Below are 18,993 nucleotides of genomic sequence, written 5' to 3' on the forward strand. Positions count from 1 at the left end.
GATCGACCGGCTTCAGGCGCCGACTGTCTCGGGCTCGACCCAGTCGAGCCCGAACGTTGCGGCGATGTCCGCGTCGGTGAGCAGACCGATGCCGGCGGCGACGGGCGTGGGATACTGATTCACATCACCTGGCGGCGGCGTCGAGCACGGCTTTGAGAGACGCCTCGAGGATGTCCACGCCGGTGTGTAGTTCGTCGTCGCTGATCGTGAGAGGCGGGGCGATGCGGAAGATGCCGCCCATCCCAGGTAGCTGGACGATGTTCATGTGCAGGCCTCGTTCGAGACAGGCCGAGGTGATCGCGTTGCCCAGTGCATCGGCGGGCACCTTGCTCTTCTTGTCCTTGACGAGCTCGACACCTTGGAGCAGGCCACGGCCGCGAACGTCACCGACGACTTCGTAGTTGTCGCGAAGCGCCAGCAGTCGGTCGGTGAGCTGATCGCCCAGCGTCGCAGCACGCTCTGTGAGGTTTTCGCGGTCGATGACGTCAAGGACAGTCAGCGCGACGGCAGCCGCCAAGGGGTCGGAGACGTGGGTGGTGTAGAAGAGGAAACCCCGGTCGTGGCAGACCTGCTCGATTTCGGCAGTCGTGATGACGGCCGCCACAGGCAACCCGGCTCCCAAGGTCTTCGACAACGTCAGGATGTCGGGTGTGACCCCGTCGCGCTCGAACGCGTACATCGCTCCGGTGCGGCCGAGACCGGTCTGCGCCTCGTCCAGGATGAGCAGCATCCCGCGTTCGTCACACATCTCTTTGAGGCGACGCAGATACCCGGGCGGCAGGTCGATGATCCCGCCTGAGGACAGGATGGGCTCGATGAGGCAGGCGGCGAGACTCCCGGCGGATTGCTGGTCGACCAGGGCAAAGCCGTAGGCGAGCTCAGCCTCCCAGTCGTGTGACCCGTCGGAGGATCGGAACGGCGAACGATAGGCATTCGGCGCGGGCAGCGCGAGGTTTCCCGGTGTCGGGGGACCGTAGCCGCGCCGCCCGGCGGAGAAGGTCGCGGCGGCGGCCCCTTGGGTCATGCCGTGCCAAGAGCGGTCGAAGGAGACGATCTCAAAGCGGCCGGTGGAGAGCTTGGCCATCTTGATCGCGGCCTCGTTCGCCTCGGCTCCTGTGGTGAGCAGCAACATCTTGCCGAGCGTTGGGGGCAGGGTCGCGGTGAGCCTGTGGGCGAGCTCCAGCACGGGAGTGCTGAGCATGCCGCTGAAGAGGTGGTTCAGCGACGCGACCGCGGACGAAACCGTTGCCACGATATCTGGGTGCGCATGGCCGAGGATGGAACTCATCTGCCCTGAGGTGAAGTCGAGAATCGGCGTGCCCTGGCGATCGAAGACATACGCACCGGAGGCACGTTCGATGACCCGCGGGGTGAAGCTGGCTCCGTAGCGGATCAGGAGGCGGTCCGCCTCGTCCCAAAACGTCGTGTCCATCGCCAACCCTCTCTCACCGCGCCCGAGACAACGTCGAATGTCCTGCTTGATGCCATCTTCCATCGATGGCAAAGCTCGTAACAAGCAAACAAATGCGACTCATCATTCGGCATTGCCTTACCTTTGATGCCATGCTCAACCCGCAACGTCTCGCGATCTTGCGCGCAGTCCTGGCAGCTGGGTCGATCAACAGAGCGGCGCGGAACCTCAGCTACTCTCCCGCGACGATCAGCCAGCACATGACCACCCTGGCGAAGGAGACCGGACTGGTCCTTTTCGAGAAGCAAGGACGCGGTATCAGCCCCACCGATGCCGCATGGCATCTGGCAGATCAAGCTCAGTCGCTCCTCGCCGACTTTGGACGCCTTGAACGAGTCGTTGCAGACCTCCGGGGCGGTCAGACGCAGCATCTGGCGATCGCCTGCTTTGCTTCTGCGGCCGAGCGGTGGATCCCAGAGGTCGTGCGGACCGTTCGCCGACACCAACCGAACCTCACCGTCGAGATCAGCCTCAACGAACCCGTCGATGGGCGCGGCCGCCGACGACCAGACCTCGACATCCGGACTGAGCCCGCCAACGGAGCCGAAGTACACCTTGACGGCTACCAGCGTCATGAACTCACCATCGAGGAGCTCGTCGCCGTGCTCCCCGGTGCCCACCCCCTCGCCGATGCCCGCGAACTCGCTCTCCGGGACCTCGAAGGTGAGCCCTGGATAGACCACGACATCTACGACAGCCCGATCGGACAGATCATCTTGACCGCTTGCAGGGCCGCCGGATTCACGCCGCGCTATGCCGCCCGCTTGGACGATCACCGGGCGGCGCTGCGACTGGTGGAGACGGGCATCGGCGTCACCGTCCTGCCGCGCCTGGCCGTTGCGGAGCTCCCCGACGGAGTCGTCGCCAGGCCCGTGGTCCGCCCCACCGTCTTGCGGCGCATCGTCGTCCACGCCCGCCAGGATCGACGCCGCAGCGACCTCATCGCCCGCGCGGTGACACAGCTTCGCGACAGCGCCCGCAAGGTAGTACCGGCGTAGCACGGACGCCTCGTATTCCGCTGGGCGGGGTGCGTCAAGTCGGTCTGGAGTGACCGCCGAGGAACGGAGTCCTGGACCTTCGATCGCCCCCAGCCCTGAGCGGAGGTCAATCCTCATGAGGCGATCGTCCGGGCGGTACCGGTCTTGTTCTTCTTGGCGATCTCCGAGTTGGAACGCTTTCGTTGGATGCTCCGGACGTGGTTGTCGGACTTGCCTCCTACACTCCCGGCATGGACTTGAGGCAGCTCACAGACGAGGTCGAAGCGGTATCGAGCACTTACGCTCGCAAGCATGGGATCACCCGGGATGACACCTGGTTCCTGCTGAAGCTTCAGGAAGAAGTCGGTGAACTGACGCAGGCGTTCCTCATGCGTTCCGGGCAGGCCAGGGACAAGGGGTGCTCTCCGGAGGAGTTGGAGTCGAGCTTTCGATCTGAGCTCGCGGATGTCTTGTCTCAGGTCCTGCTCATGGCACGACATCACGGGGTCGATCTGGAGGCGGAGGTTGAGCGGAAGTGGATGCCGTGGCATCCTGACCGGCTCTCCGCGCATGACGGGAGCCGAGCGGCCGGAGCCAATTCGAATGACGCCGTGGGCTCCGCGTAGCGCTTGGGACTGGTGGCTAGAGCAGCTATGAGCGGCGGTGCGCTGCGGGAGTCGGTGCGTGCGTTGGGTACGGCGGGTGCGCGGTACGGGTACGGCCCGGGGCGCCGCCGCCTTGTCGTTCCGCAAGGGCTACGCGGGCCGCAGTGACTACGCAGAGTGCGGAAGCTGCTCAACCGGCAGGGCGTTGCTGCGGTCCGCTGCACGGCGGCTGATCGAGCAGTTCGCCGACCTCCCGGGCCCCATCCCCACGCCGTACGAGATCGTGACCCTGATCGGACGCGGCATGCCCGGCGCCGAGATTACGGGAGAAATCCCAGACACGGATCACGTGGGGCTGACGACGCGCCACAAGGCGGCTTGGTCCAGACTGTCGGTCTGCCAGGTGCGGGATCGGAGCATGCCCCGGTGGCGGTACTCGCGCATGATCTGCACGTGTGCGCGCAGCCGCACGAACGCCTGGAGATCGGCCTCCCCCCGCCACACCGACAGCGAGCCGACCCGGCGTCCGGTCAGGTCGGTCCAGAGCCACATGCCTACCGCGCCCGGCAGCGTCGGCCACAGGCGGCTCAGCGAAAGGCCGCGCCGGGCGATCCCAGGCAAGTCGAGGAGTCGGTTCATGCGGTAGTCCGTCAGCGCGACCACCAGCGGGCCTGGATGCCCGGCCGCCGGACCGGAGATCCAGCGGGACCTCAGCATGCCGCCGCCGTACGGCGGAGCAGAGGCTCGGCGGCGGTTCGCAGCTCGTCGCTGAACGGCGTCGGCCGCAACGTGGCCGGGTCCAGGTTGACGTTGACGCGGTAACCCTCGGCGTGCACCACCGCGCGGTCGGCCGACAGCACACGGAAGCCGTACACGCCGCTGGTGCGGCCCATACGCTCGATCCAGAAGTGCACCAGCGGCTCGCCTGCCCCGGCAATGGGAACGTGGTAGGTCACCTTGAACTCGCGCACGGCCAGGAACACGTCCTTGAACGCCGACCGGGCCTGATCGGGCGCCCAGCCCAGGCGATGCCAGTACGCGCCGATCGCCCGCTCGACCAGCAGGGCGTACCGGGAGTTGTGCAACAGTCCCATGGCGTCGAGATCATCGAAATGCACCTGGACCGGCTCGTGAACACCGTCGTCAATCATGATCAGTCCTCCGGGAGAAGTGTGGGGTCCGGGCAGAGCGCGCGCAGGCGTTGCAACACGGCGCGGCGGGCGTGGACGAGAGAAACCGGCCCGTCATGCAGGCGGGAGTGGAGGACGGTCATCTCCCCGAGCGCGTCGATCTCGTACGTGAGCTGGGCCGCGTCCACGCTCTCGACCAGTTCGCCCAGCGCCACGGCCTCGGCCACCTGCCGCCGGATGAACTCCAGCCACTCGCGCAGGGACCGCGCGACGCGGTCGCGCACCGCTCCGGGCCGGTCGTCGAACTCGGCCTGCACGGTGAAGAAGAAGCATCCGCCGGGCAGTACGCCATCCTCGTAGAACCTCAGCCGTGCCTCGTGCAGTGCGAACAGCCGTCGCACGCCGGCGGGAGCCCGCATGGCGGGCCCCACGACCGACTCGGCCCACTGGCGGGCGGCCCATTCCACGGCGTCGAGCTGCAGTTGCTCCTTATCGCGCCAATGGGCGAAAAATCCGGACTTGCTGGTGCCGGTCGCTATCGCCAGGCGTCCCAGGGAGAGCCCGTCCAGCCCTTCGACGGAGGCCAGGCTCACCGCCTGCTCCAGGATCGCCTCCCGACTGCGCAACCCGCGTAGCCGTCGGCCGTCATGTGTCATGGATGCCAAACTACATTAACGACCGATCGTTTGTATATCTTGCTCAAGCGGATCTGCCCGACAAGGCGGAGATCGAGACGAGTGAACCCGACGTGTTGCGGTCCATGATGAAGACCATGGCGAGGCGTTGATGCCGGCCGAGGCTGACGACCTGTGCGGGACGGAGTACGGCCGGCGCAGCAGCGAACAGACCAGATCGAAGGAGTCAGGTGCTGAGAGGCGGAGCGGTAGTAGACGGGGCGTCGCTGGCTTGGAGGCTGGTGTGGTTCCTGCGCAGTCGGAAGCAGGCCACTGGATGTGCGGGCGGGGCTGGCTGCGACTGCCAAAATGAGGGGGCTCATCGGCACACCGAAAGCGGTCCTCTACAGTCGCAGCCGTGACTATCGCGCGTTCTCTCCTGCTGTTCGTGGTGGCCGCACTCGCCGAGATCGGCGGGGCTTGGTTGGTCTGGCAGGGTGTGAGAGAACAACGTGGGCTGTTGTGGGTCGGGTCCGGATTCATCGCCCTGGGTCTGTACGGGCTCGTGGCCACCTTCCAGCCGGATGCCAACTTCGGCCGTATCCTCGCCGCCTACGGGGGCGTGTTCGTCGCGGGCTCGCTGGCGTGGGGCATGGTGGTGGACAAGTTCCAGCCCGATCGGTGGGACATCATTGGGGCGGCTGTATGCATGCTCGGTGTGCTGGTCATCATGTACGCCCCGCGTGGATAGCCGGAGCTGAGTGGAGCGGCCGGCGCCGGTGTCGCACCACACACGGCTGCGTCCACGGACGTGGTGTACGCGGCGGACCGGTTCGCGCTCGGCCGGTACGGAGCCGTACATGAGCGGACGCTCAGGGGATCTCGCCGGGGCCCTGGCCCGTACGGGGGTGCGCCGCTGTCCAGGAGTAAGAGTCTCCGTAACCGGTCACCAGGCGCGTTCTCCTGGCGTTCTTGAATCAGCTGTCGGCGGCCGGCTTGAGCAGACCGGTCTCATATGCTGCCGCGACCGCCGCTGCCCGGTCATTGACTTCGAGTTTGGCGAAGATATGCAGCAGATGCGTCTTCACCGTCGCCTCGGTGATGAACAGTTCCGCGGCGATCTTACGATTGGTCGCGCCACGGGCGATGAGCCCGAGCACCTCGAGCTCTCGGCGGCTCAGTGTCCGCTGTTCCGGTGTGTGCACCCTGTGCATCAGCATGTCGGCCACGGAGGGGGACAGCACCGTCTCACCGCGGGCCGCCGCCTGCACGGCGCGGCGCAGATCGGCGCGCGGGGTGTCCTTGAGCAGGTAGCCGGTGGCGCCCTGCTCGATCGCGGGCAGGACGTCGGCGTCGTCGTCGAAGGTGGTCAGGATCAGCACGTGGATGCCGGGCGTCTGTTCGCGTAGCCGGCGGATGACCTCTGCGCCGCTCATCTTCGGCATCCGCAGGTCCATGAGCACGACATCGGGTCTGGTCCGCATGGCTACGACGAGAGCTTCCGGCCCGTCGGCCGCCTCACCGACGACCTCGAAGGCATCGTCGGCAGTGAAGATCCCGCGCAGCCCATCGCGGACGACTGGATGGTCGTCCACGATGATCATACGGATCGGCATGTCTCACAACGCGTTTCTGGAGCGGTCGGACGGCTCCGGATCCGGGCCGGCGGGGATGGCCGGAACGGTAGCAGAGAGCCCCGTTCCCTGGCCGGGGGCCGTCTCGATCACGAACGCGCCGGCCAGCCGGGTGACTCGCTGACGCATCGCGATGAGCCCGAAGCCGCCCGCGTCCGAGGAGCCCGCCGTCTCAGGGGTGAAGCCGGAGCCGTCGTCACGCACGTCCAGTACCACGACATCCTCCATGTACGACAGGGTGAGGCCGACCCGGGTGGCCGAGGCGTGCTTGCCGATGTTGGCCAGCGCCTCCTGCGCCACCCGCAGCAGGGTGATCTCCACCTCCGCATGGAGGGGCCGGGGGTCGCCTGTGACTGACACGGAGACGGGTACGCCGGTGCTCTGCGACCATTTCGCGGCGATGTCGTGTAGGGCGGTGGCGAGCTGGGCCTCGTCCAGCGGTGCCGGACGCAACGCCTGAACCGATCGGCGGGCTTCGTTCAGGCTCTCTCTGGCCATGGTGCGCACCGTGTTAAGGCGCGAGCGAGCGGCAGGTACGTCGTCGATCACACTGTCGGCGACTTCGAGCTGGGTGAGGATGGCGGTCAGACCCTGCGCGATGGTGTCGTGGATCTCCCTGGCCATCCGCTGCCGCTCCCCGAGCACGCCGGCCTCATGAGCACTGGTCAGTAGCTGGGCCTGCAGAGTCGCGTTCTCCTCCGCGAGCGCGGCCAGCTTGGCGCCGGTCTTCCTCAACTGCGTGATCATCAGCTTGCGATTCTCGTTCTGATCGCGGATGGTCTGGGTGACCAGGCCGACGGTGGAGGCGATCAGCATCGCGACGAGGAAGGAGAAGAGCATCTCGCTCGGGGTCCGCCCGCGGTCAGGGGGAGCGGCGACCAGCACGGCGGACGTCGCGGCCACCCCTGCGTACGCCCACTGCCCGGGCAGCAGGATGAAGGACTGGATGAACGTTCCCAGACCTGCCACCATGAACAGCGAGTCGATTCTGATCAGTGCCCCGATGACGGCGAGCATCACGATGAAATGGATGATCACCACCACCGGCCGCTCGATCCGGCTGAAGCGTGACGTGACCATGAACCAGTGCCAGGCTCCGGCGAGCAATGCCAGGGCCAGCACCTCCAGCCTCCAGTCCCGCAGCAAGGCGAAGACCGCCGGCAGCAGGATGAACAAGTACGGCAGAGTGGGGCAGGCGCGATCCCAGCGTGAGACGTCGGGGTCGGTGGTGGCTACCACCGGAACGCCCTGACGGCAGCGCCGCCGGCGACGATGGATATCGCGACCATGACGCCCAGGGTAACCGGGGACATCGCATTGCCGGCCCAGCCGTCGCGGATTGCCTGGACCACGGGAGCCATGGGGGTCAGGTCGCCGATGGCACGCATCGAGCCGGATGTGACCTCGCGGGGGATCATGGCGCCGGAGGTGAAGACCATCGGGAAGAAGACGCTCAGCCCGATCACGGTCGCGGTGCGGCCGCTGGGGACGAGCGCGCCGATGAGGAGGCCGATGGAGCCGAGGCTCAGCGCGCCGAGTATCCACGCCAGGAGGACGATCGCCGCGTTCGCGGGTGCCGTCAGCCCGTAGGCGGCCAGACCGATGACGATCAACAGCACCGTCCCGAGCACGGCCAGCAGCATGTGAGCGGCCCACTGGGCACCGAACAGCATGGGGGACGAGGCGGGAGTGGCGCGCAGCCGCCTGAGCACCCGGCGTTCTCTGTACTGGGCCAGCGTGGCGGGGAGGATGACCAGCCCGGCCAGACCGATGACGAAGACGCTCAGCATCGGCACTGTGGCGTCGATGACCGGCAGCCCGCCCGGCAGAGGTGCGCCGGTGCGCATCTTGACCCACAGCAGGACCCCCGGGAAGGCCAGGGCGAAGAAAGCCGACATCGGATCGCGCATGATCAGTTTGAGCTCGACCGCGATGACGTGCGTGATGCCTTTCATGCCGTCTCCCCTCCGGTCAGTACGAGGAACGCGTCCTCCAGCGAATCGGCTCTCCCCTTCGCGATCAGCTCGCGGGGGCTGCCCTCGGCGGCGACTCGGCCCCGGTCGATGATTGCGATGCGGTCGCACAGAGCCGCGGCCTCGTCCATGAAATGGGTGACCATCACGATGGTGACCCCGCGCTCGCGCATGTTGCGGATCAGTCCCCAGGTGGTACGGCGGGCAGAGGGGTCCAGGCCCGTGGTGAGTTCGTCGAGGAAGACGACTTCCGGGTTGCCGACCAGGGCCAGTGCGATGAACAGCCGCTGTTTCCAGCCGCCGGACAGGCTCGCGAAGCCGGCGCGCCTCTTGTCCGTCAGTCCCCACTCGTCCATGAGCTCCCGCCAGTCAGCGGGCTTGTCGTAGAAGGAGGCGTACATCCGTAATGCCTCACCGACCTTGATCGCGCCGGGCAGGGACGCCTCCTGCAGTTGGACACCGATGCGCTGCAGCAGCCTGCGCCGGTCGTTCTGCGGGTCCAGGCCCAGCACCCGCAGGTTGCCGCCGTCTCGGCGCCGCAACCCTGACGCGCACTCCACGACCGTGGTCTTCCCCGCTCCGTTGGGGCCGGCGATTCCGAAGATCTCGCCTTGCTCCACCCTCAGGCAGACGCCGTCCACGGCCTTGTCCGCCCCGTAGTTTTTGCTCAGTCCGTCTATCTCGATGACTGTCATGTTTCGAGAATCATCGGTGGGTGGCGCTTCCGAAATCCACCGAACGGTTGATGGGGGCCAGCCTCTGGACTCCGGGCACTACCCGCGCGTTGGGCTGGTGGCCAGGTCGGAGCCGGACTTCGCCACCGGCGGAGCAGGCGCGAGGTTTGCCGGTCCGATAGCCGCCAGCCTCGCCGGTCGGTCCGGCCCACGATGGGGGCATGGGATATCAGTTCGAGGCGATCAAGCCCGAGAGGTTGGAGCGGCTACGCCACCTGGACGACGCTGGACGGCCACCGCGCCCCTATCTGGACCGCGAGGGAGGCAGCCCGATGCGGTGTTGCCTGGGGCGCGCCCGGCCGGGGGAGGAGATCGCGCTGGTGGCGTACGCGCCGCTGCGGGACTGGGCGGCCCGGACAGGTGCCGATCCCGGTCCCTACGAGGAGGTGGGGCCGGTCTACATCCACGCGGAGCCGTGCTCCGGGCCTGGCCCCGGCTACCCGGTCGCGCTAGGCGGTCCGTCGCGGGTCTTCCGCGCCTACACCGACCAGGGCGACATCCACAGCGGACGCCTGCTCACCGACGGTCTGTCCACCGATCCGGGTTCCGCCCTCGCGGTCCTGGACGGGCTGTTCGGCGACCCGGAGGTCGCGCTGGTGCACGCCCGCGCGGTGGAGTTCGGCTGCTTCCTGTACGAGGTCCACAGAAGCTGATCACAGCGGGGACGCCCGGTATCCGCAGGAGCCTGGCGGGCCGGCCGCGACCCACCGGCCGTGTGCGGCTCGCCTGGCTGATCCGGTCCTGGCCCATCGGGCGCGGTTGGTCGCCGACGTGCTTGGTCAGCCGGGGATGACGACCTACTCGCCCTCACCGACGGGCTCCTCGAAGCCGTTCAGGTAGGAGCTGAGGATCTCGTCCGTGATGGTGAAGGCCGCGTTGGCGTCGAAGCGCTCGCTCCGGATGGCAAGGCGTTGGCGGATGACCTGGGGGTCCACCTTGAGGTAGACCAAGGACCAGTGGCAGCCGTACTCCTCGATCACGGACTTGAAGTGGTCCCTGGTGGCGCGCTGCCAGAAGCTGTAGTCGAGCACGACCGGCTGCCGTACCCCGAGGAGGCCGAGGAACCGGTCCCAGAGATGCTTCTTGGCCTCCTCCTGCAGCCCGGCATAGGCGGACGGGTCGTAGTCAACGCCGTAGCGGCCGAAGCGCTGCCAGATCTCCTCGTCGACGGAGAGGCGGGTGTAACCACGGGCTTCGAGCTTCTGGGCGTAGGTCGTCTTTCCCGACCCGGCTACCCCGCACATCATCACTACATGTCCGGCTTGGGGGGCTGTGTAGTCCATGTCAGCCATCATGCTATTTCCCGTGTCCTGGCTCGGACATCCGGTGGCGAGGAGGGCATCCTCATCGGCTGATCGCCGCCCACAGGGTGGCGAACTCCTCCTCGGTCAGGCGGTTCAGGCCGAAGTCGTCCGGATAGATCGGGCCCTCGGCCAGGAAACCGTGTTCGTCCTCGATGTGCCTCCATGAATACCGGCGGGCGAGGCCGTCCGATCCCAGCTCGGCATGCCTGACGGGCCAGTACTCCCCGCCGTCGTCGATGACGGTCTCGAACAGCCAGACGCGGCCGGCGTCGTCCACCCCGTGCCAGTACCAGTGGGGCCTGTCGCTCTCGTCAAGCGCTCGAATCGCGTCTCTGCGCCGTTCCTGCAGCACTGCGCTCCTCAAAGTCGATCAAGGGCGCCTGCGCTGCCCCTTGCCATGGTGCGTGTTCTCGGTCCGCTCCAGACGGAGATCAACGGCCGTACGGTGGACCTGGGCACCCCCCGGCAGCGGGCTGTGGTGGCCAGGTGGGTCACCGCGGGCGGACACGTGGTCTCCACGGATCGTTTCATCTCGCGGGCGGGGGCGTGGCCCGGAGTCCGGTTCAGGCGTCGGCGAGGGGGCCGAAGACGAGCCGCTGGCGGCGCCGGTGGCCGCCGCGCAGCAGGGAGAGCAGCACCATCAGCATGGGTCCGGCCAGCTCGCGCAGCCTGGCGAGCTCCTCCGGCCTGGCGTACTGCTCGATCTTCGGCAGCTCGACCCTGATGTTCCCGCCCTTGCGGACCGCGTCCTCGACCGTCTTCCAGTCGGCCACGGAGACGTACTTCCTGATGATCGGGAAGAGCAGCCGCTCCTCCTCCTCGATGTGCTCGTCGAGCATGTCCGCCAGCCGGGCGAGCGACGCGGCGAGCGCGGAGGCGTCCCGGGTGGCGGAGAACGCGGTCGCCTGGTCGTTGATCTCGGTCAGCAGCGGGTCCAGTTCGGAGTGGTCGTCACTCAGGCCGCGCAGGTCCACCTCGGTGCCGGCGGCCCGCTCGATGACGGGCCAGAGCACCTGATCCTCCATCGTGTGGTGGTGGTGGATGCCGGCGCACAGGACGGTGATGAATCCGGCGATGGCGGTGGCGCGGGCCGGGGCGGTGGACTGCCGGCCCTCCGTCAGCTCCGTGGCCAGGTCCGCCAGGCGGCGGACATCGCCCCGCATGGCTCGGTGGGTGATCTGGAATCCCAGTAGTTCGGGGGTCATCGCGGGTGCTCTCCTCGGCCGGTACGGCTTGCTGTCCGACCACGATGCGACGGCCCGCTTGTCGTCCACTTGGTAATCACTTGCCGTGTTGCGGGGGAGGGGCGCCCCGCGCCCGCAGACCCCCGCGTGGGCGGGTTTTCGGCGGCGCCGATGACGGAGGTGCGGCGATCCGGGTGGACCTTGATTGATTTCGCATCGCGCTCCCGGGGCGTGTATGGTTACACCTGTCCGCAGCGCGAAAGCGACGCAGACAGGCCCCTTTAGCTCAGTCGGCAGAGCGTCTCCATGGTAAGGAGAAGGTCTACGGTTCGATTCCGTAAAGGGGCTCGACAACCCAAAAGCCCTGACCATCCGGTTAGGGCTTTTGGCTTGGGTAGGCCATGACGGTCGCCCACAAAGCACTCAAGGTTCCCGATGAGCGAACGGGCATACTGGGGAAACTCAGAAGCGATAGCCCTGACCTGCACAAGTACGCAGGTGCTCTGCCCGTCGGGTATCCTTGCGAGGGTCGGTCGATTTCGTCGGCCCAAGGCGGAGTAGCTCAGCCAGGCAGAGCAAACGGCTCATAATCGTTGTGTCGCCGGTTCAAGTCCGGCCTCCGCTACTACCCTCCCGGGTCCCCCTCAAGGGGGCTAGGTTGGGTTGTCCACATTCCCGAACGTAGAAAGGCACTCCCAAGTGGCTGCCACCGACGTTAGGCCGAAGATCACGCTGGCCTGCCAGGAGTGCAAGCACCGCAACTACATCACGCGGAAGAACCGGCGCAACGACCCGGATCGGCTTGAGCTGAAGAAGTACTGCCCCAACTGCAAGACGCACCAGGCGCACCGCGAGACCCGCTAAGTCTCTGCGAAGCCTCCCGGTTCTCGCCGGGAGATGGGTACTTCAGTAGCACTCACATACTCAACGTAGACCGGCGTCCCCGTTCAGGGCGCCGGTCTGTCGTGTCTGTACAGCTTTTCCGCCCGGGTGTTGACCGTGCTCCACAGCCGGTGCCGGACGCGGGACGGGCTACGGTTCTCTGGTGGCCGATCCCGGGGACATACGCCCTGGAATCTTGTTCTGTTACTGTCGGCCTCACCAGCTCGGTATCCGCAAGGGAGCACGATGGCTCTGAACCGTGATTTCGTCGGGCGGGCGTCCGCGCCTTCCGCGCCCTATGAGGTCAGCCGCGTGAAGATCGCAGAATTCGCGACGGCGATCGGCGACGACAACCCGATCTACCGGGACAGGGAGGCCGCCCAGGCCGCCGGTCACCCGGACGTGATCGCGCCGCCGACCTTCCCCATCGTGTTCAGCCTGGCCGGCGGGACGGTCCTGGCCGACCCCGAACTCGGCCTGAACTTCGCCATGGTGGTCCACGGTGAGCAGCGCTTCGAGTACCACCGGCCGATCCACGCCGGTGACGAGCTGGTCAGCGTCTACACGGTGACCGACATCCGCAGCGTCGGCCGCAACGAGCTCATCACTGTCAAGAGCGACGTCACCACCGTCGACGGCGAGCCCGTCTGCACGACCTACAACACCATTGTCGAGCGCGGAGGGGCGGCCTGAGATGGCGGCGACTGTGAAATATGACGAGGTCGAGACGGGCCAGCAGCTCCCGCCCGCCGACTATCCGGTCCGCCGCGCCAACCTGGTGATGTACGCCGGCGCCTCCGGCGACTTCAACCCCATCCACTGGAACGAGCGGTTCGCCAAGTCCGTCGGCCTGCCCGACGTCATCGCGCACGGCATGTTCACCATGGCCCAGGGTGGCCGGTACGTCACGGACTGGGCCGGCGACCCGGGCGCGGTCGTCGACTACGGCGTGCGGTTCTCCTCGATGGTGGTCGTCCCGGACGACGAGCAGGGTGCCGTCATCACGGTGAGCGGTGTCATCGAGGAGAAGCTTGAGGACAAGCGCGTGGTGGTCGCGCTGACCGCCAGGTCCGGTGACTCCCGGGTCTTGTCCAAGGCCCGCGCGGTGGTCCAGCTCGCCTAGACCTGAGGCTCGCGGACCGGGAGGCTGATTCTTCCCCCGGTCCGTGGGTAGCGTCCGGAGATGAGCGAAGTACCACCTCACGTGACGGAGCTCGCCGAGTTGCGGGCCGAGGCGCGGAACAACCGTGACTACGCCGGGGCCGACGCGCTCCGTGACGAGATCGAAGCCGAAGGCTGGCTGGTCCGCGACACCGGGGACGGTTTCGAGCTCACCCCCAAGCCGCCCTTCGAGGTGTGGCCCACGGTGAGCTCCGTCCCCGTACCGGGGAAGGGTGGCCGGCCGGGGGATCAGGCCGCCTCTCCGGGCTCCGGGCTCGTGGGCCGCTCGGACGAGAACGAGGGCGATCCCGAACGGATGATCTTCTCCCAGCTGCTGTGGGACGCGAGCCTGTCCGTTTCACGGCTTGACGAGACGATCACCCCGGCCGAGCACGAGGAGCCGGTCGTACCGCCGACTGTGACGGTCGGGCTCGTGGTCGACGGCTGGCCCGACGACCTGCGCGACTGTGTCCGCGCCCTGGTCGCCCATACCGAGGCCAGGATCATCTGCCTGGACCTGGGAGACGTCGACGGTGCCGGCGCCGTCCTGGAGGAGCTGGCCGAGGAGTTTCCCCATCGGGTGGAGGCCTGGCATGTGGCCGAGACCCCACACTGGCAGGGAGGCTCGGCGGGATGGGGCGAGAGCCGTACCAAGCTGCTGGAGCTCGACACCTCCGACGTGCACGTCGTGATGGAGACCTCCACGATCCTGGACGGTGACGCGATCACCCCGCTGGTCAGGGAGCTGGCCGACGACGTGGTCGCGGCGGGGTGGAAGGGCGTGGATCCCGGGGCGGACGGACACGAGTGGCACGACGCGGGGCCCGGCGAGGTCCGTGGCCTGCTCGGCCACCTGTTCGCGGTCCGGCGTGACGCGGCACTCGCGGCGGGCGGGTTCCCCGCGGAGGCCAACTACTACCGCAACGCCGACCTGGAGTTCTCTCTCAGGCTTCCGGGCACCCTGGTCGCCCTCGGCGATGATCTGCCGGTCCACGAGGAACGGCACCGCGGCTATCACGACGTCGATCCCGGCTACCGGGACAAGGAGTCCCGCCGGACCTATGACCGCGTGCTGGGGCTGCTCCGGGACACGTAGGCCGCTCCGGGATGCGTTAAGGCCGCTCCGGGACGTGTAGGCCGCTCCGCGACACGTAGGCTGGTCCCGGATTTCGGCGGGCCAGGCGGTGGGGAAGCGCATGACTGAGCGGGTTGCAGGGGTACGGCTGGCGCCGTACACGACGTTGGGGCTGGGCGGACCGGCCAGGGCGTTCGTGGCGGCGGAGTCGGCGGAGCAGATCGTCGAGCTGGTGGCGGCGGCGGACCGGGCGGGCGAGCCGGTGCTCGTGCTCGGCGGCGGTAGCAACCTGGTCGTGTCGGACGAGGGCTTCGACGGGCTGGTCGTCCGCGTCGCCTCGCGCGGGATCGAGATCGACGGGGACCGGATCACCGTGCAGGCGGGAGAGGACTGGGACGCGCTGGTTGCCCGCGCGGTGGCGGAGGGACGGTCGGGGATCGAGTGCCTGTCCGGGATCCCGGGACTGGTCGGGTCCACGCCGATCCAGAACGTCGGCGCCTACGGGCAGGACGTCTCGCAGACGATCGCCGGGGTGCGGGTCTACGACCGCAAGGGCGGGGACGTGCGCGACCTGCCCGCGCGGGAGTGCGGGTTCGCCTACCGGCACAGCGTGTTCAAGGAGGAGCTCGGGCGGTACGTCGTCCTGGCGGTCACCTACGAGCTGGCCGGGGACGGGCTGTCCGGCCCGGTCGCCTACAAGGAGCTGGCCGGCAGGCTGGGCGTCGCCCTCGGCGAGCGGGTGCCGCCGGCGGAGGCCCGCGCGGCGGTGCTGGAGCTGCGACGGGGCAAGGGGATGGTGCTCGACGCCGATGACCCCGACAGCCGCAGCGCGGGCTCGTTCTTCACCAATCCGATCCTCACCGCGCCGGAGGCGGCCGAGCTGGAGCTGCGCGCCCCCGGCTTCCCCCGCTGGGACATGCCGGACGGCTCCGTCAAGGTCCCGGCGGCCTGGCTGATCGAGAACGCCGGGTTCCCCAAGGGCTACCGGCGCGGCCCGGCGCGCATCTCCACCAAACACACCCTCGCCATGACAAATCCTGAAATGTCGGCAACAACCGCCGAACTTCTCGACCTGGCCCGTGAGGTCCGCGACGGGGTGCGGGAGAAGTTCGGCGTCACCCTCGTCAACGAGCCCGTGATGGTCGGCACCCACCTCTGACCCGCCCGGTTCCCGCCGGTGAGCTCGGACCGCGGGGATGGGACGGCCGTCCTGGGGAATCAATGGGTGGGTTCCGCCTGTTAGGGTCAGGTGGAAACACCCGAAGGGGAGTAGTCCCAATCGCGTGATCGACATACTGGCGCCTCCGGGCGCCCGGTCACGCGGGCCTCGGATCCGAGCGGTTGCGGCGGATCCAGGCGGACGAGACCTTCGGCCTGGCAGTCATACATCGATGCTGCCGGGCCGGAGCCATGCCCGACTCCCCGGGTGCACCTCTTCCGGCCCGGTCGCGTGCACGGAAGGGCACCCCCGTTGGAAGCGTTCTGGATCAGTCTCGCTGTGATCTTCGTCGCCGAGCTCGGTGACAAGAGCCAGCTCATGGCGATGACCTTCGCGACCAGGTTCAAGCCGTGGCCGGTCCTGGCCGGAATCACCCTGGCCACCGCGGTCGTCCACCTGTTCAGTGTCGGAGTGGGCCGGCTGGCCGGCGACCTGATCCCCACCACGGCCATCGCCGTCATCGCGGGTATCGCGTTCCTCGGTTTCGCCGTGTGGACGCTGCGCGGGGACGAGCTGACCGACGAGGAGTCGCAGAAGGCGCAGCGCACCACCCGGTCGGCGATCATCGCCGTGACCGTCGCCTTCTTCCTCGCCGAGCTCGGCGACAAGACCATGCTCGCGACCATCACGCTGGCCACCCAGCACGGCTGGTTCGGCACCTGGCTCGGCTCGACGGTCGGCATGGTCGCCGCCGACGCGCTGGCCATCGCGGTCGGCCGGATGCTCGGCAAGCACCTGCCCGAGAAGACCATCCGGTACGGCGCCGCCGCCGCGTTCGCGATCTTCGGCGTCATCCTGCTGGCCGAGCCCCTGTTCGGCTGACCGGGCGGAACCCGGGGACCGTACCCCCTCCCGGCCGGGAGGAATCCGGAGACCGTACCCCTCCCGGCCGGCCGGCGGCATCCCCATGATCCGGGGAGCCGCGCCTCGCTGTCTGAGGTGTGACCCCCCTGCCAGACTGGGCGTCATGACCAAGCTGGAGCAGTTTGTGGCATGTCGGCCCGGCCTGTTCGGGCTGGCCTATCGGATGCTCGGGGAGGCGGCCGAGGCCGAGGACGTGTTGCAGGACGCGTATCTGCGCTGGGAGAGGAGCGAGGCGGTAGCCGTACCCGGGGCATGGCTCACCAGGGTGGTCACCAACCTGTGCCTGAACCGGCTCACCTCGGCGCGCGCCCGTCGGGAACGCTATGTGGGTACGTGGCTACCCGAGCCCGTCGTCACCGAGAACGGTGAGCTCGGGCCACTGGAGACCGTGGAGCAGCGGGACTCGCTGTCGTTCGGGATGCTGGTGCTCCTGGAACGGCTCACCCCTCCGGAGCGGGCGGTCTTCGTGCTCCGGGAGGCGTTCGGCCACAGCCACCGCGAGATCGCGGAGATCCTGGAGATCGACGAGACGCATGCGCGGCAGCTCTACCGCCGGGCGCGCGAACATGTCGGTGAACCGCGCAGGCGTTTCAGCGCGGTGCCCGAGCAGGCGAGGGAGATCGTGGAACGGTTTCTGGCCGCGGCCGACAAGGGCGACGTGGCGGATCTTGAGCGACTGCTCGCCGACGACGTGGTGGCCTGGGCCGACGGTGGCGGCAAGGCCGTGGCGGCTCCGCGTCCGGTGATCGGCCGCGCCAAGGTCGCGCGACTCCTGATCGGCCTGGCCAGGCGCCTCAGGGCGGAGCACATGGAGGTAGCGATCAGGTCCGTGAACGGAGGACCCGCGATCGTCGCCTGGGAGGGAGAGGCGTTGAACGCCATCGCCGTCCCCGAGATCAGCGATGGCCGGATCGTCGCCGTCCATACGGTTGTCAACCCGGACAAGCTCGCCTTCGTCGTGGCGCGGCTGACGTGACGTAGTTCACAGTCGATCGCTGTCACGGACTCCCCCGGTCGCCGGTTCAAAGGGCGGACGAAGGGAGAGGGAAATGGCACACCACATGGTGATCCTCGGTGCCGGATACGCGGGGCTCATCGCGGCGAAGCTCGCGGCCAAGCGGACGACCGCCAGGATCACGCTGATCAACGACAGCGACCGGTTCGTCGAACGCGTGCGGCTGCACCAGCTCGCCGCGGGCCAGCAGCTGCGAGACCTGCCGCTGGAGGACACGCTCAAGGGCACGGGGATCGAGCTCGTCGTCGACCGGGTGACGGGGATCGACCCGGCGGATCGGACGGTACGGCTGGCACGGACGCCGCAGGCCGTGGGCTATGACACGTTGATCTACGCCCTGGGCAGCCTGCCGGACCTCGACTCCGTCCCCGGCGTCGCCGAGCACGCCTACACCGTCGCCGTCTCCGGCCAGGCGTCACGTCTCCGGGACCGCGTGCGGGAGAGCGGGGTGCTCGCCGTGGCCGGTGGCGGGCTGACGGGCATCGAAGCCGCCACCGAACTGGCCGAGTCCTACCCGGATCTGAAGGTCAGGCTGGTGACGGACGGCGTCCTGGGCGGTGCGCTGTCGGAGCGTGCCCAGCGATACCTGCGGCGGACGTTCGACCGCCTGGGCATCGAGATCCGGGAGAACGCCCGGGTGGCCGAGGTCCGCTCGGACGGTCTGGTGCTGGAGGGAGGGGAGCACGTCGGTGCCGACACCGTCGTGTGGACCACCGGTTTCCGGGTGCCGGACCTGGCTCGCGAGGCCGGGCTCGCCGTCGACGACAGCGGGCGGATGATCGTGGACGAGACGCTGCGCTCGGTCTCGCATCCGGAGGTCTACGGGGTCGGGGACGCGGCAGCCGTACGCAGGCCGGACGGGCAGGAACTGCGCATGGCCTGCGCGACCGGGATGCCGTCCGCGCAACAGGCGGTCCACGCCGTCGCCGCCCGGCTGGCCGGCCGCGAGCCGCGGCCGCTGCGGTTCCGGTACTTCAACCAGTGCATCAGCCTGGGCCGGCGGGACGGGCTCATCCAGTTCGTCCACACCGACGACAGGCCGCGCGAGGCCGTGCTCACCGGCAGGCTGGCGGCTCTGTACAAGGAGACCATCGTGAGAAGCACGATCCTTGTCCAGCGGCACCCTGATTCGCCGACCTACTTTTAGCCGG

23 protein-coding genes and 2 tRNA genes are annotated in these 18,993 nt (G+C 68.1%); 14 read left to right on the forward strand and 11 right to left on the reverse strand.

Translation table 11 applies throughout. The features are described 5' to 3' along the window. Positions 1-124: 124 nt before the first annotated feature. Positions 125-1,495, reverse strand: coding sequence for an aspartate aminotransferase family protein (locus ACIN94_RS02680; protein WP_400698618.1), 1,371 nt, complete (start codon positions 1,493-1,495; stop codon positions 125-127). A gap of 2 nt (positions 1,496-1,497) precedes the next feature. Here ACIN94_RS02680 and ACIN94_RS02685 point away from each other — a divergent pair, with 2 nt between their 5' ends. Both ACIN94_RS02685 and ACIN94_RS02690 read left to right on the forward strand, forming a co-directional pair. Continuing rightward, the gene (locus ACIN94_RS02685) at positions 1,498-2,469 is read left to right on the forward strand and encodes a LysR family transcriptional regulator (RefSeq protein ID WP_400698621.1); all 972 of its coding nucleotides are present in this window, start codon (positions 1,498-1,500) and stop codon (positions 2,467-2,469) included. Between the two features lie 230 nt (positions 2,470-2,699). After that, positions 2,700-3,074 carry a pyrophosphatase gene (locus ACIN94_RS02690; RefSeq protein WP_400698623.1) on the forward strand — a complete coding sequence of 125 codons (375 nt, stop codon included), beginning with the start codon at positions 2,700-2,702 and terminating at the stop codon, positions 3,072-3,074. A 324-nt stretch (positions 3,075-3,398) separates the two neighbouring features. Here ACIN94_RS02690 and ACIN94_RS02695 read toward each other — a convergent pair whose 3' ends face one another. Genes ACIN94_RS02695 through ACIN94_RS02705 form a run of 3 tightly spaced genes read right to left on the reverse strand, consistent with a single transcriptional unit; the run spans position 3,399 to position 4,839 of the window. After that, positions 3,399-3,770 (reverse strand): hypothetical protein, encoded by a 372-nt coding sequence (locus ACIN94_RS02695; RefSeq protein WP_400698626.1) that lies wholly within the window; start codon positions 3,768-3,770, stop codon positions 3,399-3,401. Then, a complete protein-coding gene (locus ACIN94_RS02700; protein WP_400698628.1) occupies positions 3,764-4,204 on the reverse strand; it encodes an acyl-CoA thioesterase in 441 nt (146 codons plus the stop codon). Before ACIN94_RS02700 ends, ACIN94_RS02695 begins: the two co-directional genes overlap by 7 nt. Positions 4,205-4,206: 2 nt before the next feature. Then, positions 4,207-4,839: a TetR/AcrR family transcriptional regulator gene (locus tag ACIN94_RS02705; RefSeq protein WP_400698631.1), complete on the reverse strand. Its 633-nt coding sequence runs from the start codon at positions 4,837-4,839 to the stop codon at positions 4,207-4,209. A 376-nt stretch (positions 4,840-5,215) separates the two neighbouring features. Here ACIN94_RS02705 and ACIN94_RS02710 point away from each other — a divergent pair, with 376 nt between their 5' ends. After that, positions 5,216-5,548, forward strand: coding sequence for a YnfA family protein (locus ACIN94_RS02710; protein ID WP_400698634.1), 333 nt, complete (start codon positions 5,216-5,218; stop codon positions 5,546-5,548). 226 nt (positions 5,549-5,774) lie between these two features. Here ACIN94_RS02710 and ACIN94_RS02715 read toward each other — a convergent pair whose 3' ends face one another. The 4 genes from ACIN94_RS02715 to ACIN94_RS02730 are packed head-to-tail and all read right to left on the reverse strand — an operon-like array spanning position 5,775 to position 9,099. Further along, on the reverse strand, positions 5,775-6,413 hold the full coding sequence (locus ACIN94_RS02715; RefSeq protein ID WP_400698636.1) for a response regulator: 639 nt from the start codon (positions 6,411-6,413) through the stop codon (positions 5,775-5,777). Positions 6,414-6,416: 3 nt separating this feature from the next. Next, positions 6,417-7,670, reverse strand: a complete 1,254-nt coding sequence (locus ACIN94_RS02720; protein WP_400698639.1) for a sensor histidine kinase — start codon at positions 7,668-7,670, stop codon at positions 6,417-6,419. Next, the gene (locus ACIN94_RS02725) at positions 7,664-8,386 is read right to left on the reverse strand and encodes an ABC transporter permease (RefSeq protein WP_400698642.1); all 723 of its coding nucleotides are present in this window, start codon (positions 8,384-8,386) and stop codon (positions 7,664-7,666) included. The genes ACIN94_RS02720 and ACIN94_RS02725 overlap by 7 nt, the downstream gene beginning before the upstream one ends. Next, on the reverse strand, positions 8,383-9,099 hold the full coding sequence (locus tag ACIN94_RS02730; protein WP_400698645.1) for an ABC transporter ATP-binding protein: 717 nt from the start codon (positions 9,097-9,099) through the stop codon (positions 8,383-8,385). The genes ACIN94_RS02725 and ACIN94_RS02730 overlap by 4 nt, the downstream gene beginning before the upstream one ends. A gap of 200 nt (positions 9,100-9,299) precedes the next feature. Between ACIN94_RS02730 and ACIN94_RS02735 the strand changes: the two genes are divergently transcribed. Then, positions 9,300-9,791 (forward strand): DUF1203 domain-containing protein, encoded by a 492-nt coding sequence (locus tag ACIN94_RS02735; RefSeq protein WP_400698648.1) that lies wholly within the window; start codon positions 9,300-9,302, stop codon positions 9,789-9,791. 144 nt (positions 9,792-9,935) lie between these two features. On the opposite strand, the gene ACIN94_RS02740 is transcribed toward ACIN94_RS02735, so the two are convergent. The 3 genes from ACIN94_RS02740 to ACIN94_RS02750 form a co-directional block, all read right to left on the reverse strand. Next, complete coding sequence (locus ACIN94_RS02740; RefSeq protein WP_400698650.1) at positions 9,936-10,421, reverse strand: AAA family ATPase; 486 nt, start codon at positions 10,419-10,421, stop codon at positions 9,936-9,938. Between the two features lie 61 nt (positions 10,422-10,482). Continuing rightward, on the reverse strand, positions 10,483-10,794 hold the full coding sequence (locus tag ACIN94_RS02745) for a hypothetical protein (protein WP_400698653.1): 312 nt from the start codon (positions 10,792-10,794) through the stop codon (positions 10,483-10,485). A 211-nt stretch (positions 10,795-11,005) separates the two neighbouring features. After that, positions 11,006-11,716 (reverse strand): hemerythrin domain-containing protein, encoded by a 711-nt coding sequence (locus tag ACIN94_RS02750; RefSeq protein WP_400698656.1) that lies wholly within the window; start codon positions 11,714-11,716, stop codon positions 11,006-11,008. Positions 11,717-11,901: 185 nt separating this feature from the next. Here ACIN94_RS02750 and ACIN94_RS02755 point away from each other — a divergent pair. The 10 genes from ACIN94_RS02755 (at position 11,902) to ACIN94_RS02800 (ending at position 18,989) form a co-directional block, all read left to right on the forward strand. After that, positions 11,902-11,974, forward strand: a tRNA-Thr gene (locus tag ACIN94_RS02755). A gap of 203 nt (positions 11,975-12,177) precedes the next feature. Beyond that, positions 12,178-12,251: transfer RNA gene (locus tag ACIN94_RS02760), tRNA-Met, on the forward strand. Positions 12,252-12,325: 74 nt separating this feature from the next. Beyond that, positions 12,326-12,490 carry a 50S ribosomal protein L33 gene (gene rpmG / locus ACIN94_RS02765; RefSeq protein WP_030921771.1) on the forward strand — a complete coding sequence of 55 codons (165 nt, stop codon included), beginning with the start codon at positions 12,326-12,328 and terminating at the stop codon, positions 12,488-12,490. Between the two features lie 264 nt (positions 12,491-12,754). Continuing rightward, complete coding sequence (locus ACIN94_RS02770) at positions 12,755-13,201, forward strand: MaoC family dehydratase N-terminal domain-containing protein (RefSeq protein WP_400698661.1); 447 nt, start codon at positions 12,755-12,757, stop codon at positions 13,199-13,201. Position 13,202: 1 nt separating this feature from the next. Beyond that, positions 13,203-13,631 carry a MaoC family dehydratase gene (locus ACIN94_RS02775; protein ID WP_400698665.1) on the forward strand — a complete coding sequence of 143 codons (429 nt, stop codon included), beginning with the start codon at positions 13,203-13,205 and terminating at the stop codon, positions 13,629-13,631. A 60-nt stretch (positions 13,632-13,691) separates the two neighbouring features. Continuing rightward, positions 13,692-14,765: a hypothetical protein gene (locus ACIN94_RS02780; RefSeq protein WP_400698668.1), complete on the forward strand. Its 1,074-nt coding sequence runs from the start codon at positions 13,692-13,694 to the stop codon at positions 14,763-14,765. A gap of 100 nt (positions 14,766-14,865) precedes the next feature. Then, positions 14,866-15,903, forward strand: a complete 1,038-nt coding sequence (locus ACIN94_RS02785) for a UDP-N-acetylmuramate dehydrogenase (RefSeq protein ID WP_400698671.1) — start codon at positions 14,866-14,868, stop codon at positions 15,901-15,903. 312 nt (positions 15,904-16,215) lie between these two features. Further along, complete coding sequence (locus tag ACIN94_RS02790; RefSeq protein WP_400698674.1) at positions 16,216-16,785, forward strand: TMEM165/GDT1 family protein; 570 nt, start codon at positions 16,216-16,218, stop codon at positions 16,783-16,785. Positions 16,786-16,930: 145 nt separating this feature from the next. Continuing rightward, the gene (locus ACIN94_RS02795; RefSeq protein WP_400698677.1) at positions 16,931-17,803 is read left to right on the forward strand and encodes an RNA polymerase sigma-70 factor; all 873 of its coding nucleotides are present in this window, start codon (positions 16,931-16,933) and stop codon (positions 17,801-17,803) included. A gap of 73 nt (positions 17,804-17,876) precedes the next feature. Further along, on the forward strand, positions 17,877-18,989 hold the full coding sequence (locus ACIN94_RS02800; RefSeq protein ID WP_400698680.1) for an NAD(P)/FAD-dependent oxidoreductase: 1,113 nt from the start codon (positions 17,877-17,879) through the stop codon (positions 18,987-18,989). Positions 18,990-18,993 lie beyond the last annotated feature (4 nt).

This window comes from Streptosporangium sp. NPDC087985 (assembly GCF_044741965.1).
Lineage (GTDB): Bacteria > Actinomycetota > Actinomycetes > Streptosporangiales > Streptosporangiaceae > Streptosporangium.

Coding starts and splice junctions, on each gene's coding strand:
- ACIN94_RS02680 (WP_400698618.1), bottom strand. CDS start 1,495: ATGGAAGATGGCATCAAGCAGGACATTCGACGTTGTCTCGGGCGCGGT.
- ACIN94_RS02685 (WP_400698621.1), top strand. CDS start 1,498: ATGGCAAAGCTCGTAACAAGCAAACAAATGCGACTCATCATTCGGCAT.
- ACIN94_RS02690 (WP_400698623.1), top strand. CDS start 2,700: ATGGACTTGAGGCAGCTCACAGACGAGGTCGAAGCGGTATCGAGCACT.
- ACIN94_RS02695 (WP_400698626.1), bottom strand. CDS start 3,770: ATGCTGAGGTCCCGCTGGATCTCCGGTCCGGCGGCCGGGCATCCAGGC.
- ACIN94_RS02700 (WP_400698628.1), bottom strand. CDS start 4,204: ATGATTGACGACGGTGTTCACGAGCCGGTCCAGGTGCATTTCGATGAT.
- ACIN94_RS02705 (WP_400698631.1), bottom strand. CDS start 4,839: ATGACACATGACGGCCGACGGCTACGCGGGTTGCGCAGTCGGGAGGCG.
- ACIN94_RS02715 (WP_400698636.1), bottom strand. CDS start 6,413: ATGCCGATCCGTATGATCATCGTGGACGACCATCCAGTCGTCCGCGAT.
- ACIN94_RS02725 (WP_400698642.1), bottom strand. CDS start 8,386: ATGAAAGGCATCACGCACGTCATCGCGGTCGAGCTCAAACTGATCATG.
- ACIN94_RS02730 (WP_400698645.1), bottom strand. CDS start 9,099: ATGACAGTCATCGAGATAGACGGACTGAGCAAAAACTACGGGGCGGAC.
- ACIN94_RS02735 (WP_400698648.1), top strand. CDS start 9,300: ATGGGATATCAGTTCGAGGCGATCAAGCCCGAGAGGTTGGAGCGGCTA.
- ACIN94_RS02740 (WP_400698650.1), bottom strand. CDS start 10,421: ATGGACTACACAGCCCCCCAAGCCGGACATGTAGTGATGATGTGCGGG.
- ACIN94_RS02770 (WP_400698661.1), top strand. CDS start 12,755: ATGGCTCTGAACCGTGATTTCGTCGGGCGGGCGTCCGCGCCTTCCGCG.
- ACIN94_RS02775 (WP_400698665.1), top strand. CDS start 13,203: ATGGCGGCGACTGTGAAATATGACGAGGTCGAGACGGGCCAGCAGCTC.
- ACIN94_RS02780 (WP_400698668.1), top strand. CDS start 13,692: ATGAGCGAAGTACCACCTCACGTGACGGAGCTCGCCGAGTTGCGGGCC.
- ACIN94_RS02785 (WP_400698671.1), top strand. CDS start 14,866: ATGACTGAGCGGGTTGCAGGGGTACGGCTGGCGCCGTACACGACGTTG.
- ACIN94_RS02795 (WP_400698677.1), top strand. CDS start 16,931: ATGACCAAGCTGGAGCAGTTTGTGGCATGTCGGCCCGGCCTGTTCGGG.
- ACIN94_RS02800 (WP_400698680.1), top strand. CDS start 17,877: ATGGCACACCACATGGTGATCCTCGGTGCCGGATACGCGGGGCTCATC.